We start from the raw sequence: 16,354 nt of genomic DNA, 5'->3' as shown, positions 1-16,354 counted from the left end.
CATGCCACATTATTTCATCGACCGCCCCATCTTCGCCTGGGTGCTGGCGATCCTGGTGATGCTGATGGGCGGGCTGGCTGTGCTCGGCCTGCCGGTCAACCAGTATCCCAGCATTGCTCCGCCCGCGGTCAACATCGCGGTCAACTACCCCGGTGCCTCAGCACAGACAGTGCAGGACACGGTCGCCCAGGTAATCGAGCAACAGATGAACGGCATCGATGGTCTGCGCTACATGCGGTCGGAGAGTGGCTCCGATGGCAGCATGCGGATCACCGTCACCTTCGATCAGGGCGTCGACCCGGATATCGCCCAGGTTCAGGTGCAGAACAAGCTGCAGCTGGCGACGCCGATGCTCCCCCAGGAGGTTCAGCAGCAGGGGATCCGGGTGACCAAGGCATCATCCAACTTCCTGATGGTGGTGAGCCTGATCTCCACCGACGGCAGCATGGGCAACGAGGACCTGTCGGACTTTATCGTGTCCACGGTCCAGGACCCGATTTCCCGGACCAACGGAGTCGGTGACTTCCAGGTATTCGGTTCGGCCTATTCCATGCGCATCTGGCTGGATCCGGCCAAACTCAACCGCTTCAACCTGACTCCGGTTGACGTGCGCAACGCCATTGCCGCACAGAACGTGCAGGTATCCGGTGGCCAGCTCGGGGGCGCGCCGGCGGTGCCGGGGCAGCAGCTCAACGCAACCATCATCGGCAAGACCCGTTTCGAGACACCGGAGCAGTTCCGCGCCATTCTGCTCAAGGTCAACTCCGACGGCTCCCAGGTCCGTCTGGGTGACGTGGCGCGGGTCGAGCTCGGGGCACAGAATGCCAACTTCCGTGCGCTGTACAACGGCCAGCCGGCCACCGGTATCGCCATTCAGCTGGCCACCGGTGCCAACGCACTGGAAACCACCCGGGCGGTCAAGCAGACCATCGCCGATCTGAAGCCGTTCTTCCCGCCGGGAGTCGAGGTCGTTTACCCCTTCGAAACGGCGCCGGTGGTCTCCGAATCCATTACCGGGGTGGTGTACACGCTGATGGAAGCCATCGCCCTGGTGTTCCTGGTGATGTACCTGTTCCTGCAGAATTTCCGCGCCACGCTGATTCCCACCCTCGCTGTGCCGGTAGTGATTCTCGGCACCTTCGGGGTGCTTTCGGTGTTCGGCTTCAGCATCAACATCCTCACCATGTTCGCCATGGTGCTGGCCATCGGTCTGCTGGTGGATGACGCCATTGTGGTGGTGGAGAACGTCGAGCGGGTGATGGCCGAGGAAGGGTTGTCACCGCTTGAGGCGACGCGCAAATCCATGACCCAGATCCAGGGCGCCCTGATCGGTATCGGCCTTGTGCTGTCAGCGGTATTCGTGCCGATGGCCTTCTTCGGTGGATCCACCGGGGTAATCTACCGCCAGTTCGCAATCACCATTGCTTCGGCCATGACGCTGTCGGTGCTGGTGGCCCTGATCTTCACGCCGGCGTTGTGCGCGACCATTCTCAAGCCCATCCCCAAGGGGCAGGCTCATGAGAAACGTGGCTTCTTCGGCTGGTTCAACCGCAACTTCGACAAGGGTGTGCGTCGCTACGAGCGGGGAGTGGCGGCAGTACTGCGGCGCAAGGCGCCCTATCTGCTGATGTATGTCGCGATTGTCGGCGGCATGATATTCCTGTTCGGCAAGTTGCCCAGTTCCTTCCTGCCGGATGAGGACCAGGGGGTGATGTTCGTTCAGGTGCTGGGGCCGGCAGGCTCCACCATGGAGCGTACGCAGAAGACCGTGGACGAGATGCGCGAGTACCTTCTCACCGAAGAGAGTGACGTGGTTCAGTCGGTCTTTACCGTGACCGGGTTCAGCTTCGCCGGTCGCGGCCAGAATGCCGCCATTGCGTTCGTCGGCCTCAAGCCCTGGGCGGAGCGTGAGGAGGATGGGCAGAGCGTCTTTGCTCTGGTCGAGCGCGCCATGGATCGCTTCGCTTCCTTCCGTGACGCGCAGGTCATGGCTTTCGCGCCGCCGGCGGTGATGGCGCTGGGTAACGCCACCGGTTTCAACTTCTTCCTTCAGGACAACGCAGGGCTGGGCCATGATGCGCTGATGCAGGCGCGCAATCAGCTGCTCGGCCTGGCGGCTCAAAGCGACGTGGTGACCTCGGTGCGGCCCAATGGCCTGGATGACGAGCCGCAGTACCGGCTGATCATCGATGACGAAAAGGCTCAGGTGCTGGGCGTGGCGCTCAGTGACGTCAACGCTGCCCAGTCGATTGCCTGGGGCTCGAGCTACGTCAATGACTTCATCGATCGTGGGCGGGTGAAGCGGGTCTACCTGCAGGGCGAAGCGGAAGCGCGGATGAACCCGGAGGATCTGGGCAAGTGGTTCGTACGCAACAACCAGGGTGAGATGGTTCCGTTCAGCGCCTTTGCTACCGGCGAGTGGGTCTATGGCCCGCCGAAACTGGCGCGCTACAACGGGGTGCTGGCCATGGAAATTCAGGGCGAAGCGGCTCCCGGATACAGTACTGGTGATGCCATGGCCGAGATGGAACGACTGGCCCAGCAGCTGCCGGCGGGCATCGGCATCGACTGGACCGGGCTGTCATTCGAGGAGCGGCTGTCCGGCGATCAGGCCCCGGCGCTCTACGCCCTTTCCCTGCTGGTGGTCTTCCTGTGTCTGGCTGCGCTCTATGAGAGCTGGTCCATTCCCTTTGCGGTGATGCTGGTAGTACCGCTGGGCGTGATAGGGGCGCTGCTGGCGACCATGGGCCGTGGGCTGGATAACGACGTGTTCTTCCAGGTGGGGCTGCTGACCACGATCGGTCTGACGGCGAAGAACGCTATCCTGATCGTCGAGTTCGCCAAGGACCTGCATGCCCAGGGGATGTCGCTGTTCGATGCCGCGGTAGAGGCCTGTCGCATGCGTCTGCGGCCGATCATCATGACTTCTCTGGCATTCACCCTCGGCGTCGTGCCGCTGGCGATTGCCACTGGTGCCGGCGCCGGCAGCTCCCATGCGATTGGTACTGGTGTGGTCGGCGGCATGCTCACGGCGACGGTGCTGGTGATTTTCTGGGTGCCGCTGTTCTACGTGATGGTGTCGTCCATCTTCTCACGCAGGGTCGTCACCGACGACAAGGAGAACGCACAGTGAAACCTTCCCTGATGTGTCTGGCGGTGCTGGGCCTGCTCGGCGGTTGTTCGATGATTCCGCAGTACGAGCGGCCGGCGATGCCGGTTGCCGACGTCTGGCCGGCCGGTGAAGCCTACGGCGAACTCAATTCGCAGACCGAAGCGATGGACCTGAGCTGGCAGGAGTTCTTCCGGGACCCGGCGCTGCGCGAACTGATCCAGGTTGCGCTGGAGAACAATCGTGATATGCGCATCGCGGCATTGAATGTGGAGGCCTACCGGGCCCTTTACGGCATCCAGCATGCCACGCTGCTGCCTTCGGTTTCCGCTGACGCCAGCGGCAACCGCAGCCGCACCCCGGAGAACCTGAGCCCCACCGGCGAAGCGACCACCGGGGGGCAGTATTTTGCCACCCTGGGGGTAGCCTGGGAGCTGGACCTGTTCGGTCGACTGCGCAGCCTCAGCGAACAGGCGCTGCAGGAATTTCTCGCCAGCGAGGCAGCCCAGCGCAGTGTCCAGGTCAGCCTGATCGCCGGCGTGGCCAACAGCTATTTCACCTGGCAGGCCAACCGGGAATTGCTCAGGGTTACCCAGCAGACTCTGAATGCCTATGAGGAAAGCCTGGCCCTGGTCCAGCGCAGCTACGACGTCGGCGTTGCCTCGACCCTGGAACTGACCCAGGCCCGCACCGCGGTCGAGACAGCCCGCGCCGCCGAGGCGCAGTACCGCCGTCAGGTGGCCCAGGACCGCAACGCGCTGCAACAACTGCTCGGTCAGAACGTGGCACTGGATGACATCGGCGAAGGCAAGCTGGAAATGGACCTGCTGGCGGATCTGCCAGTGGGCCTGCCCTCCGAACTGCTGTTCAAACGGCCTGATATCATTGCCGCCGAGCGGCAGTTGATGGCGGCCAACGCCAGTATCGGCGCGGCCCGCGCCGCCTTCTTCCCGAGCATCGGGTTGACCGGCGCCGCCGGCAGTGCCAGCACTCAGCTGTCCGATCTGTTCAGCAGCGGATCCGGCTACTGGAGCTTCACGCCGAGTATCAGCATTCCGATATTCACGGCCGGTCGCCTGCGGGCCAATCTCGACTACGCGGAAATCTCCCGGGATATCCGTGTGGCCGAGTACGAGCAGGCGATTCAGGATGCGTTCCGCGACGTGGCAGACGGCCTTGCGGCCCACGAGACTTACGTCGAGCAGGTCCAGGCGCAGCGCAACCTGCTGGAAGTGAGCGAGGATTACTACGAGGTGGCCGAGCGCCGCTATCGCACCGGGGTGGACAGCCACCTGACCTTGCTTGATGCCCAGCGCCAATTGCTCACGGCCCAGCAGCAGTTGGTCAATGACCGTCGCAATCAATTGGTCAGCGAGGTGAATTTGTTCAAGGCGCTTGGTGGTGGCTGGCAGGTGGAAGAAGTGGCAGCGGCCTCGGCAGAACCGGAAGCCTGACAGGCAAAAAAATGGCCCGCTCAGGGAGCGGGCCAAAATCCGTGATTAGCCTGATGAGGAGATAACCGTCAGTCTTGCGACCTCCCGTTACCCAAGCCACCTTGCGGTGACTTGCTGTTAATAATAATCGTTATCATTTGAGAGTCAAGGCTTCTCGCAAAATTAATTTGCGGCCAGCTGTTTGTAATGGGTCAGTTCCTTGTTCATCAGGTCGATGCGGCGGGCCATGCTTTCGATCAGGCTGTGGGCGATCCGCGGGTTGCTCTGCATCAGCGCCAGGAACTGTTCCTTGGGAATCATCATCACCGTGGTCGGGCTGCTGGCAATTACCGTGGCCGAGCGCTTTTCCCGGGTGAACAGGGCCATGGCACCGAAGATCTCGTCGCGCTGAACGTCTCCCACCTTGATGCCGCCGACAAACGCCTCGGCATGGCCTTCGGTGATGATGAAGACGTGGTCCGCATCGTCACCTTCCCTGATCAGCTCCTCACCGGCCGCGAAGTGGCGGAAGCCGGTAACCGGCCGTACGTCGGCAGGCTTGCTGCGCGCCAGGGCATCGGACATCAATGCGGCCTGGCCGAGTATGTACTGGGTGAACAGCTCCTGGCGCTGATTGCTGGCGTGGATGTGCCGGAACAGCGACTCGCGATCATAGGGGACCAGTACCAGCGGCTCCTCGCTCATATAGGTGCAGGGTGCCGCGTTGAGCCCCTGGCGCAGCCCGATCAGATCGCCTTCCTGGATGTAGAACAATGGCTTTCCGTCGATCAGCGCGTGCAGCAGGCCGCTTCGCAGCAAATAGAGATCGCGATTGCCGATGACCTGATAAAGGTCGGCGACGGCCTCCAGCGCGATGGGCTCGCCGTGGGGCTCCAGTCCATCCAGCAGCTGGGCGGGAATGCGCTGCAGACTATTGATGAGCTTTTCCGCGTAAGGGGGTTGGTCGCCGATGAGATACATAACGAGTTCCTTGATCCTGTTCCTTGGCTGATCGATACGATACTGCAAAAGCATCACCTGCGGCTAACGCTTAAGCACGCCGCGAGAGGTCTGTTCGCGCGGCAGCTCATTCCCTGCGGTCGTATTCATCCAGCTGCTGCAGCAGCTGTTGCTTGTAATCGGGGTCGAGCTTGCTCCAGTGGATGTCCTGGAGCGCACCGGCGATGGCGAAGAGCAGTGTCCGCGACGCCCGGAAACCGCGCGCACGCACTGCGCTGTAGGCCGCGACCGGGCCGCGGCGGCGCAGCTCGGCGGCGTCATGGATGCCGATGGCGCGCAGCCATTGCACGGAGGTCTTGCCCAGGTTGCGCAGATTGATCAGTTCCGTTTCAGGCATGGCCACCTCGCTGCGGGGGAAACGGAGGTGGCCGTGCAGACGGCGTCTGCGCCGGCCCGCTGGAGACGGCAGATGTGGTTTTGTGGCATGGCATCGGGCTTCTTTTTATTGGGTCCCGAGTTCAGTCTAGTTGCCGCCAGCCGTTCCGTACAGCTGGCGGGTCCGTCACAGGCGGCGCTGTAGCTGTTCTGTGAGCTGGTCGAGGCTGTCAGAGCGATCGGTGGCGACGACAAGGGTGATCTGGCGTTCCTCTTCATCCAGCGGTTCGAGCTCCTGCAGCTGCAGATTGACCACGTGGATATCGGCATCGGAGGGATCGCCACCCTTGCGCTGGCGCTCGTTGAGCCAGATTTCCACGGTATCCAGCGGCGCCTGGCAATGCAGAATGACGCAGGGTACGCCCTGGCTCTCGATTGCCTGGCGTGACTGGTTGCGCTGCCAGCGTTGCAGGTGGGTTGCATCGACGATCACCGGGTAGCCGGCGGCCAGTATCTTGCTGGCCAGGCTTGCGAGCCGGGCGTAGGTCTGGCGACTGGCATCCTCGCCGTACAGCTCGCCGGTATTGCCACCCTCCGTGGCCAGCCGCTTGCGTTCTACATCCGAGCGTACCCGGATGGCGCCCAGACGCTCGACCAGCGCGCCGCCGACCGTGCTCTTGCCGGAGCCGGAGACCCCGTGGGTCAGCAGGCCGAAGCGCCGGGGGATGTCGGTGTAGCTTTCGGCCAGGGCGGCGTAGCCATGGTAGCGGGCCAGTACCTGTTCGCGCTCCTGCGCGCTCAGCTCGGCCTGGCCCAGGCGAAACAGCGCCACCTTGGCGCGGACCATGGCACGGTAGGCCTTGTAATAGTTGAGTACGGCGAGCCCGGCATAGTCGCCGGTATGCTCCAGCCAGGCGTTGACGAAGCGGCGGGACAGTTGTGGCAGGCCGCGGTCCTCCAGATCCATGGCCATGAATGCCACGTCGCTCATGATATCGATCCAGCGGAAGGCGTCATTGAACTCTATGCAGTCGAACAGGGTCACTTGTCCGTCGACCAATGTGACGTTGTCCAGATAGATGTCACCGTGGCATTCCCGAATCAGCCCGTCGGCTTTACGCTGTGCCAGTTGGGGAATCAGCCGCTGGAAGGTAGTATGCGCCCAGTGCTCCAGTCGCTCGAGCTGTGCCAGGTCTGTGGGGTCCGTGAGCAGCTGCCGGATCTGTTCGAAGTTCTGTGTTACCGGCGCGTGGACCTGCTCCGGCTCGCCCCATGGGGTGCCGGTCGCGGCCCGCTCGATACGCTGATGGAACGCCGCCAGGGTGGTGGCCAGGTCGTCGATATGCCCGGGCATGAGCCCACCGGCCCGTTGCAGGTTGCCGAGCAGATCCTCCTGGCGGAACTGGCGGGTCCTGACCATGTATTCGATGATCGGCCCGTCGCCCTTGAGGCTGGGAGCGGTTTCGCTGCCGCGGATGGCGACCACCTCCAGATACAGATCCGGGGCGAGGCGCTGGTTGAGCCGCAGCTCCTCGGCGCAGTAGTGGGCGCGTTGCTCGAGTGTGGAATAATCGAGGAAGCCGAAGTTGACCGGCTTCTTGATCTTGTAGACGAAGTCGCCGGTGAGAAGAACCCAGGATATGTGGATTTCCATCAGCGTGAAATTGCTGACGGGGTGGTCGTACAGCGCCGGGTCTTGCAGCGCATCAAGCAGTGTCTGGCTCACGTCGGATCCTGTGGTAGGCGGGCGATGCGGGCATTATGAAGCCTGGCCGCAGTGAGGCCAACCGTTGCTGGAAGTGTTGCTTTCCCGTGATATGGGGTGAACAGGGATTTTATGGGTAGAAAACGCAGTAGGAAGTCAGCCCGCAGGGTCGGGTTCTGGCGGCGCTGGACGGGGCTGCTGTGGAAGCTGGCGCTGGTGGGTCTGGTGGTATTGGCAGGTCTGACGATCTATCTGGACGCGGTGGTCCAGGAAAAGTTCTCCGGCAAGCGCTGGGCCGTTCCGGCCAAGGTGTTTGCCCGTCCGCTGGAACTCTATGCGGGGCAGCAGCTCAGTCGGGATGATTTTCTCACGGAGCTCTCGGCACTGGGTTATCGCAAGGTCAGCGCCATCAGTCAGCCCGGTCAGATGTCCGTTGCGGCGGGCCGGGTGGATGTCTATACCCGCGGTTTCCAGTCCTTCGAAGGGTCTGAGCCGGCCCAGCGCATCAGCGTGCGCTTTGACGGCCGTCAGGTGTCCGGTCTGTCGGGCAGCGGCGATGTGGTGATGGCGCGTCTGGAGCCGCTGATGATCGGCGGAATCTATCCCGCACACAACGAGGACCGGATCCTGGTGCGGCTGGATCAGGCGCCGCCCTATCTGGTCGAGGCGCTGGTGGCCGTGGAGGACCGCGAATACTTCCAGCATTTTGGCGTCTCGCCCAAAGGCATTGCCCGGGCGGCCTACGTCAACTTCACCGCCGGTGGGGTGGTGCAGGGCGGCAGTACCCTGACCCAGCAATTGGTCAAGAACTTCTACCTCAGCAGTGAGCGCAGCCTGGTGCGCAAGGGCACCGAGGCGATCATGGCCATACTGCTTGAGCTCCATTATTCCAAGGAGGAGATTCTGGAGGCCTATCTGAACGAGGTGTTCCTCGGTCAGGATGGCCGCCGCGCCGTGCACGGCTTCGGTCTGGCCAGCCAGTACTACTTCGCCCAGCCGCTGCATGAACTGCAGCTGCATCAGGTCGCGCTGCTGGTGGGCATGGTGAAGGGGCCGTCGCTGTACAACCCCCGTCGCCAGCCCGAGCGTGCCAAGAAGCGCCGTGATCTGGTCATCCAGATGCTCCAGGAGCAGGGGGTGATCAGTTCCGAGCAGGCGGTAGCGGCCATCGGTCAGCCGCTGGATGTGACCGTGCGGGGCAGCCTGGCGGACAGCAGCTATCCGGCATTCATGGATCTGGTCCGGCGTCAGCTGCGTGAGGACTATATGGATGAGGACCTGACCAGCGAAGGGCTGCGCATCTTCACCAGTTTCGATCCGCTGCTGCAGTCGAAGGCGGAAAAGGCAGTAGCCGATTCGCTGAAGAGCCTGGGTGAGCGTGCCGATGAAATGGAAGCGGCGATGGTGGTCACCGGCGCCCAGACCGGCGAGATACTTGCGCTGGTAGGGGGGCGCAATCCGCGCTTCTCCGGCTTCAACCGCGCACTGGATGCGTCACGGCCGATAGGCTCGCTGGTCAAACCGGCGGTCTACCTGGCGGCGCTGGAACAGCCCGAGCGCTATTCGCTGATCACGCCGGTGGACGACTCGCCGATCACCCTGACCGCCGAGCCGGGCAAGACCTGGTCGCCGCAGAACTACAGCCGCCAGAGCCACGGCATCGTGCCGCTGCATGAGGCGCTGTCGCGCTCCTACAACCAGGCCACGGTGCGGCTGGGTGTGGAAGTGGGCGTGGACCGGGTGCTCAATACCATCGAGCGCATGGGCGTTCGCCATGGCTGGCCGGCCTATCCGGCGATGCTGCTCGGGTCGGGTGCGATGACGCCGATGCAGGTGACAGACATGTACCAGACAATGGCCAACGGCGGTTTCAATACGCCGTTGCGGGCCATCCGCAACGTGCTGACCGCCGACGGCGAGCAGCTGCGGCGCTATCCGTTCGAAGTGCAGCAGCAGTTCGATTCGGCGACCATCTTCCTCATTCAGGAGGCGATGAGTCGGGTCATGGCGGAAGGTACGGGGCGTTCGGCCTATAATCGGATACCGTCGAGTGTGCGTCTGGCTGGCAAGACCGGAACCACCAATGACCTGCGCGACAGCTGGTTTGCCGGCTTCTCGGATGATCTGGTAGCGGTGGCCTGGCTTGGCCGTGACGACAATGGCCAGACGCGTCTCACTGGCGCTACCGGCGCTCTGCGGGTGTGGACTGCGTTCATGGCCGAGGCGCATCCGCGCAGTCTGTCCGACGTGCCGCCGGAGGGTATCGTTTACGCCTGGGTCGACCGACTGACCGGTGAAGGCAGTGACCCGAGTTGCCCTGATACGGTTCGGGTGCCCTTCCGGCATGGCTTCGAGCCGCTGCCGGGGCCTGGTTGCCAGCCGCTGATTGACACCGCGCCGGTGCGTGAGGGCGCCGGGCGGGTAATGGATGTCATCCGCGGATGGCTGCAATGAACATGAGGAGTGAAGCAATGGGTACCAAGCACATTGGCCTGCTGGCCGGTTGTATCATGCTGTTGGCAGGCTGCGCCGGCACCGGTGGTCACGCGCCGGTCGTGGACTCGGGCCGTCCGGTATCCAACGAGGATCTGCAGACGGGGGCGGGCATGCGCGGCCAACCCCAGGTGCAGCCGCAGGAGCAGGTCCGGGATGACGCCGGCGTGGTCGTGCTGGTGCCCGATGGTCAGGGTGGCTCCAGCGCAGTTCAGTCGTACCCGCTGGATAGCTCACCGGTCAGCAGCGAGCCTGCGACGGGCAGCAGGCCCGGTGCCGGCAACGCCCTGCAGGAAGACGAGCAGCTCTCCGGGCCGGTGCTGGCGCTGTTGACGTCAGCTCGCCAGCAGGAAAGCAGTGGCGACCTCAACAGTGCTTCAGCCAGTCTCGAGCGGGCGCTCAGGATCGCGCCGCGGGAGCCCCAGGTGCTGTATCGCCTGGCCCGGGTCCGGCTGGACCAGGGCGACGCGGCCCAGGCTGAGCAACTGGCGCGTCGCGGGTTGTCGTATGCATCCGGTAGGCCAACCCTGCAGGCCGGACTCTGGGGGCTGGTAGCCGAGGCGCGGGAGCGTCAGGGTGATGCCGCCGGGGCGGAGCAGGCCCGTCAGCGTGCCAGGGTGAACCTGTGATGCAGCAGTGGCATGGCCTGGCCGATGCTCTGCTCGAGCTGGAGCAGGAGCTGCGTGCGCTGGAGTTGTGGGCGGCGCTGCCGCCCTCGCCGGCGGCGCTGGCCAGCCGCGAGCCGTTCTGCGTGGATACCTTGCCCTTCGAAGGCTGGCTGCAGTGGATCTTCATCCCGCGGATGGGGCAGATCATCGAGGCTGGCGGCGGCATGCCGGCGGGGTGCAATATCCGGCCGATGGGCGAGGAAGCCTTCGCTCATCTCGGCAGTCACGCTGCCGGTCTGGTTGCAATCCTCGGTCGTATCGACCACGCCGCGGGTCAGCTGGCAAGCCGGGGCTGACTGCTGCCAGGCCTAGCGGCAGTGTTGCTGCAGATTGTCCCGGGTCTGCTGAATGAGTTGCTGGCGCTCGTCTTCACCTAGCCGCTCCACTTCACCATCCGCGTTGGTTCGGCGCAGCCGCGGATTGTTCTCCAGAGTGGTCAGATCCTTCTCCAGTTCCTCACACATCGCCTGGGTGGCTTCCGCCCGCGCCCGTTCACGCTGCCGTTCTTCAGTGGCGCGGGCTGCTTCCGCTCGGTCCGGCGCGGCGGGAGTGCCGGCCGGCGCACGGAGCTGGCCGCCGATGGGGGCGGGCGCGCGTATGTCCACCTGCTGGTAGGAGGTGTTCGCCGGAGGCAGCTGCCCGTATTGCGTTCGACCGCGCTCGTCAGTCCATTGATATATCTGCTGGGCCGTGGCGCTGCAGCAGAACAGGCTCAGCGTTGCGAGTGTCATCAGCTTGCGCATGTATCGTCATCCCTGTGTTGAGCATCGAATGTCGCTACTATAGCCAATTGCCGAAACCGGGGTATATGGCAACCTCCCCGTCATGTCAGAGGTGCGGCTTTCGTCTCATCTTCACTTGACTTGTAGGTCATGAATGTAAACAATTCGGGGTTCTCATAAGCATGCTGTGATCGGTGCCTACTCGGCGACCGGGGCAGCCTGCTTTGTTGCTCAATCCGGGAGGTCTTGACCCACAAGCTCCCGGCCTGGCCCCGAACGCGTTACCTCGCGCTGGGTGAGATGCTCCCGCTACCTGCAGGGAGACAGTCTCCATTGCACGCAGTCAAGCTGTTGCATGACAACCACCGTTGCCAATGCACTGCCGAGCAGTAAACAGGTATCCTGCCGCTCGCCCAAAGGGTGAACGGTATGCTAGAGGTGATTCAAAAGTGGAACTTTTATCCGGCGCTGAGATGGTCGTCCGCTCACTGCGTGACGAGGGTGTTAAATTTATTTACGGGTACCCGGGCGGTGCGCTGTTGCACGTCTATGACGCGATTTTCCGTCAGGATGATGTGACCCACGTGCTGGTGCGTCATGAGCAGGCCGCCGCACACATGGCTGATGGCTACGCGCGTGCCACCGGCAAGCCGGGCGTGGTGCTGGTGACCTCGGGTCCCGGCGCCACCAATACCATTACCGGTATCGCAACGGCCTACATGGACTCCATACCAATGGTAGTCATTTCCGGCCAGGTTGCCAGTCACATGGTCGGCACCGATGCCTTCCAGGAGACCGACATGGTCGGCATCTCCCGCCCGATCGTGAAGCACAGCTTCATCGTCAAGGATCCGCGCGAGATCCCCGAAATCGTCAAGAAGGCCTTCTATCTCGCTCAGACCGGTCGCCCCGGTCCGGTGGTCATCGATATCCCGAAGGACATGACCAACCCGGCCGAGAAGTTCGAATACAGCTACCCGAAGAAGGTCAAGCTGCGCTCCTATAACCCGGCGGTCCGCGGCCACTCCGGTCAGATCCGCAAGGCGCTGGACCTGCTGGTCGAAGCCCGTCGCCCGATCATCTACTCCGGTGGTGGCGTGATCATGGGCGGCGCTGCGAAGCAGCTCACAGAGCTGGGCAAGGAGCTGGGTGTCCCGGTCACCAATACCCTGATGGGTCTGGGTGGCTTTCCGGGTACCGATCGCCAGTTCCTCGGCATGCTGGGCATGCATGGCAGCTACACCGCCAACGTCGCCATGCACCATGCAGACGTGGTCATGTGCGTCGGCGCGCGCTTCGACGACCGGGTGATCAACGGTGCGTCCAAGTTCTGCCCGAACGCCAAGATCATCCATATCGATATCGACCCGGCGTCCATCTCCAAGACCATCAAGGCGGATATTCCGATTGTCGGTCCGGTGGACAGCGTGCTGAATGAAATGCTGGGCATGACCCGCGAGCACAAGCTCAAGCCCAGGGCCGAGGTACTGGCTGCCTGGTGGAAGCAGATCGACGAGTGGCGCGGTGACGGCAAGCTGTTCCCCTACGACATGGGCGACGGTTCCATCATCAAGCCGCAGACCGTGATCGAGACCCTCTGGGAGGTCACCAAGGGCGACGCCTACGTTACCTCCGACGTCGGTCAGCATCAGATGTTTGCGGCCCAGTACTATCCGTTCGACAAACCCAACCGCTGGGTCAACTCCGGTGGTCTCGGTACCATGGGCTTCGGCCTGCCGGCAGCCATGGGCATCCAGCTGCACCATCCTGACGCGATGGTCGCCTGTGTGACCGGCGAGGGCAGCATCCAGATGAACATTCAGGAGCTGTCGACCTGTCTGCAGTACGACCTGCCGGTGAAGATCATCACCCTTAACAACCAGGCGCTGGGCATGGTTCGCCAGTGGCAGGACATGCAGTACAACAGTCGTTACTCGCACTCCTACATGGAATCGCTGCCGGACTTCATCAAGCTCACCGAGTCCTACGGCCACGTCGGCATGCGTGTCGAAAAGCCGGAAGATCTGAAGCCGGCGATGGAAGAGGCGTTCGCTCAGACCAAGCGTCTGGTGTTCATGGATATCCGTGTGGACCATACCGAGCACGTTTACCCGATGCAGATCGCGGGTGGCTCGATGCGTGACATGTGGCTGAGCAAGACGGAGCGTACCTGACATGAGACATATCATTTCCGTACTGCTGGAGAACGAGCCCGGTGCGCTGTCCCGTGTGGTCGGGCTGTTTTCCCAGCGTAACTACAACATCGAAACCCTGACCGTGGCGGCGACCGAGGATCCGACGCTGTCGCGCCTGACGCTGACCACCATCGGTCAGGAGGATGTCATCGAGCAGATCACCAAGAACCTCAACAAGCTGATCGAGGTGGTGAAGCTGGTCAATCTGTCCGAAGGCGCACACATCGAGCGCGAACTGATGCTGGTCAAGATCAAGGCTACCGGCGCCCAGCGCGCGGAAGTCAAGCGGACCACCGATATCTTCCGCGGCCAGATCGTCGATGTGACCAGCAGTGTGTATACCGTTCAGCTTACAGGGACGTCTGACAAGCTGGACAGCTTCATCGAAGCGGTTGGCCCGGCGACGGTACTGGAGGTCGTGCGCACCGGCGTGTCCGGCATTGCGCGCGGCGAGAAGGTTCTGAGTATCTAAAACAATTGAGTCGCGGCCTGGCACGGCCGCATAGGAAGGGGATTCACATGCAAGTTTATTACGACAAAGACTGCGATCTGAGCATCATCCAGGGCAAGAAAGTGGCCATCATCGGTTACGGTTCGCAGGGCCATGCCCATGCCTGCAACCTGAAGGATTCCGGCGTTGACGTTACCGTCGGCCTGCGTGCCGGTTCATCCTCCATCGCCAAGGCCGAAGCCCATGGCCTGAAAGTGACCGACGTGCCGGCTGCCGTTGCCGCCGCCGACGTGGTCATGATCCTGACTCCGGATGAGTTCCAGGCCCAGCTGTATCGCGACGAGATCGAGCCGAACCTGAAGCAGGGTGCTACCCTGGCCTTCGCCCACGGTTTCGCCATCTACTACAACCAGATCGTGCCGCGCAAGGATCTGGACGTGATCATGGTTGCTCCCAAGGCGCCAGGCCACACCGTTCGCTCCGAGTTCGTCAAGGGTGGTGGTATTCCCGACCTGATCGCCATCTATCAGGACGCTTCCGGCAACGCCAAGAATGTTGCCCTGTCTTACGCCAGCGGCGTGGGCGGCGGTCGTACCGGCATCATCGAGACTACCTTCAAGGACGAGACCGAAACCGACCTGTTCGGTGAGCAGGCCGTTCTCTGTGGTGGTGCGGTCGAGCTGGTCAAGGCCGGTTTCGAAGTGCTGACCGAAGCGGGCTACGCGCCGGAAATGGCCTACTTCGAGTGCCTGCACGAGTTGAAGCTGATCGTCGACCTGATGTACGAAGGCGGCATCGCCAACATGAACTACTCCATCTCCAACAACGCCGAGTACGGTGAGTACGTGACTGGTCCGGAAATCATCAACGATGAGTCCCGCGCCGCAATGCGCAATGCGCTGAAGCGTATCCAGTCCGGTGAGTACGCCAAGATGTTCATCTCCGAAGGTGCTCTGGGCTATCCGTCCATGACCGCAGCACGTCGCAACAACGCTGCGCACCCGATCGAGCAGGTGGGCGAGAAGCTGCGTGGCATGATGCCGTGGATCGCTTCCAACAAGATCGTTGACAAGACCAAGAACTGATTCGGCTCTCGGTCAGAGAAAAACGCGGCTTCGGCCGCGTTTTTCGTTTCCGGGGAGCGCTGGGACTGGCTATACATGAGTCAAGTTTGCGACACTGGGCGCTCAGCCGACGTGGTCAAGGTTCAGGATATGAAAGACGAGCATCAGCAAGAATCACATTTCGAAGACGAAGGCGCGCACACCCTGTTGCCCATTGATGAGCATATCGAAGAAGTGCCGGGGCCGGATGGCAAGAAGGTCCGCCGTCGGGGTATCTATCTGCTGCCCAACCTGTTTACCACCGCAGCCCTGTTCTCCGGGTTCTACGCGATAGTCAGTGCCATGAACGGCAATTTTTCCCACTCCGCCATAGCCATCTTCGTGGCCATGGTGCTGGATGGTCTGGACGGTCGAGTGGCGAGGCTCACCAACACCCAGAGTGCCTTCGGTGCCGAGTACGACTCCTTGTCGGACATGGTGGCCTTCGGCGTGGCGCCGGCGCTGGTGGCGTTCACCTGGGCGCTCGACGGCATGGGCAAGGTGGGCTGGATCTTCGCGTTCATCTATGTAGCCGGGGCGGCGCTGCGCCTGGCGCGCTTCAACACCCATATCGGCTCCACCGACAAGCGCTACTTCACCGGTCTGGCCAGTCCGTCAGCGGCGGGGCTGGTGGCGGGCATGGTCTGGTCATTGAGCGATTTCGGCATCGAAGGGCAGGATATTGCCTGGCTGGTTGGCATCCTGACCGCGATGGGCGGGCTGCTGATGGTGAGTAATGTCCGCTATTACAGCTTCAAGGATCTCGACATGCGCGGGCGCGTCCCGTTTTTTGTCATCCTGCTGGTGGTACTGGTTTTTGCGATCATATCCACCGACCCGTCGCGTATCCTGTGGGTTATCTTCATTGCCTACAGTCTCTCGGGGCCGGTCCAGGCGCTCTGGCGCTGGCGTCGTCACGGTCGCCGGCAGGATGAGACGAACTCAGTTTGAGAAAAGGGCTTGACGTCGTTGCTGATCACTCTATAATGCGCCGCTCACCGCCGGGGCAGGTCAGCAGCAGGATTGCCAGGCAGTGGAAAGGGATGTGAGGAAGGCGTTGACAAGGTGTTTCAACCCTGTAGAATGCGCCTCCCTGACCCGGTAAGCGAACAGCTTGTCAGGTCGATGTATCAGGCAGTG

At 62.5% G+C, this 16,354-nt stretch carries 13 protein-coding genes; 9 read left to right on the top strand and 4 right to left on the bottom strand.

Going from position 1 to position 16,354, the window contains the following annotated elements:
• Position 1: 1 nt before the first annotated feature.
• On the top strand, positions 2-3,133 hold the full coding sequence (locus IEW63_RS13480; RefSeq protein ID WP_188637161.1) for an efflux RND transporter permease subunit: 3,132 nt from the start codon (positions 2-4) through the stop codon (positions 3,131-3,133).
• Positions 3,130-4,563 carry an efflux transporter outer membrane subunit gene (locus IEW63_RS13475; RefSeq protein WP_188637160.1) on the top strand — a complete coding sequence of 478 codons (1,434 nt, stop codon included), beginning with the start codon at positions 3,130-3,132 and terminating at the stop codon, positions 4,561-4,563. Before IEW63_RS13480 ends, IEW63_RS13475 begins: the two co-directional genes overlap by 4 nt.
• Before the next feature lie 162 nt (positions 4,564-4,725).
• Here IEW63_RS13475 and IEW63_RS13470 read toward each other — a convergent pair whose 3' ends face one another.
• The 3 genes from IEW63_RS13470 to IEW63_RS13460 form a co-directional block, all read right to left on the bottom strand.
• Positions 4,726-5,523 carry a cyclic nucleotide-binding domain-containing protein gene (locus IEW63_RS13470; RefSeq protein ID WP_188637159.1) on the bottom strand — a complete coding sequence of 266 codons (798 nt, stop codon included), beginning with the start codon at positions 5,521-5,523 and terminating at the stop codon, positions 4,726-4,728.
• A gap of 106 nt (positions 5,524-5,629) precedes the next feature.
• On the bottom strand, positions 5,630-5,899 hold the full coding sequence (locus IEW63_RS13465) for a TfoX/Sxy family protein (RefSeq protein ID WP_188637158.1): 270 nt from the start codon (positions 5,897-5,899) through the stop codon (positions 5,630-5,632).
• A gap of 165 nt (positions 5,900-6,064) precedes the next feature.
• A complete protein-coding gene (locus tag IEW63_RS13460) occupies positions 6,065-7,603 on the bottom strand; it encodes a bifunctional aminoglycoside phosphotransferase/ATP-binding protein (RefSeq protein ID WP_188637157.1) in 1,539 nt (512 codons plus the stop codon).
• Between the two features lie 111 nt (positions 7,604-7,714).
• On the opposite strand from IEW63_RS13460, the gene mrcB reads away from it, so the two are divergent.
• The 3 genes from mrcB to IEW63_RS13445 are packed head-to-tail and all read left to right on the top strand — an operon-like array spanning position 7,715 to position 11,039.
• A complete protein-coding gene (gene mrcB / locus IEW63_RS13455; protein WP_188637156.1) occupies positions 7,715-10,036 on the top strand; it encodes a penicillin-binding protein 1B in 2,322 nt (773 codons plus the stop codon).
• 17 nt (positions 10,037-10,053) lie between these two features.
• Positions 10,054-10,704, top strand: coding sequence for a tetratricopeptide repeat protein (locus IEW63_RS13450; protein ID WP_188637155.1), 651 nt, complete (start codon positions 10,054-10,056; stop codon positions 10,702-10,704).
• Complete coding sequence (locus tag IEW63_RS13445; RefSeq protein WP_188637154.1) at positions 10,704-11,039, top strand: YqcC family protein; 336 nt, start codon at positions 10,704-10,706, stop codon at positions 11,037-11,039. The genes IEW63_RS13450 and IEW63_RS13445 overlap by 1 nt, the downstream gene beginning before the upstream one ends.
• Before the next feature lie 12 nt (positions 11,040-11,051).
• Here IEW63_RS13445 and IEW63_RS13440 read toward each other — a convergent pair whose 3' ends face one another.
• The gene (locus tag IEW63_RS13440; RefSeq protein WP_188637153.1) at positions 11,052-11,486 is read right to left on the bottom strand and encodes a DUF4124 domain-containing protein; all 435 of its coding nucleotides are present in this window, start codon (positions 11,484-11,486) and stop codon (positions 11,052-11,054) included.
• Between the two features lie 428 nt (positions 11,487-11,914).
• Here IEW63_RS13440 and IEW63_RS13435 point away from each other — a divergent pair, with 428 nt between their 5' ends.
• From IEW63_RS13435 to pssA, 4 genes are all read left to right on the top strand, one after another.
• A complete protein-coding gene (locus tag IEW63_RS13435; protein ID WP_188637152.1) occupies positions 11,915-13,639 on the top strand; it encodes an acetolactate synthase 3 large subunit in 1,725 nt (574 codons plus the stop codon).
• Position 13,640: 1 nt separating this feature from the next.
• A complete protein-coding gene (ilvN, locus tag IEW63_RS13430) occupies positions 13,641-14,132 on the top strand; it encodes an acetolactate synthase small subunit (protein ID WP_105646582.1) in 492 nt (163 codons plus the stop codon).
• A 17-nt stretch (positions 14,133-14,149) separates the two neighbouring features.
• Positions 14,150-15,196, top strand: coding sequence for a ketol-acid reductoisomerase (gene ilvC, locus IEW63_RS13425; RefSeq protein WP_373288235.1), 1,047 nt, complete (start codon positions 14,150-14,152; stop codon positions 15,194-15,196).
• Between the two features lie 129 nt (positions 15,197-15,325).
• Entirely contained in the window at positions 15,326-16,165 is an 840-nt protein-coding gene (gene pssA, locus IEW63_RS13420; protein WP_188637150.1) for a CDP-diacylglycerol--serine O-phosphatidyltransferase, read from the top strand.
• Positions 16,166-16,354 lie beyond the last annotated feature (189 nt).

The sequence above is a fragment of the Halopseudomonas pertucinogena genome, assembly GCF_014646575.1.
Taxonomy (GTDB): Bacteria; Pseudomonadota; Gammaproteobacteria; order Pseudomonadales; family Pseudomonadaceae; genus Halopseudomonas; species Halopseudomonas pertucinogena.
The sequence above is the reverse complement of the archived record's forward strand: the minus strand, read 5'-3'. Positions and strand labels throughout refer to the sequence as shown.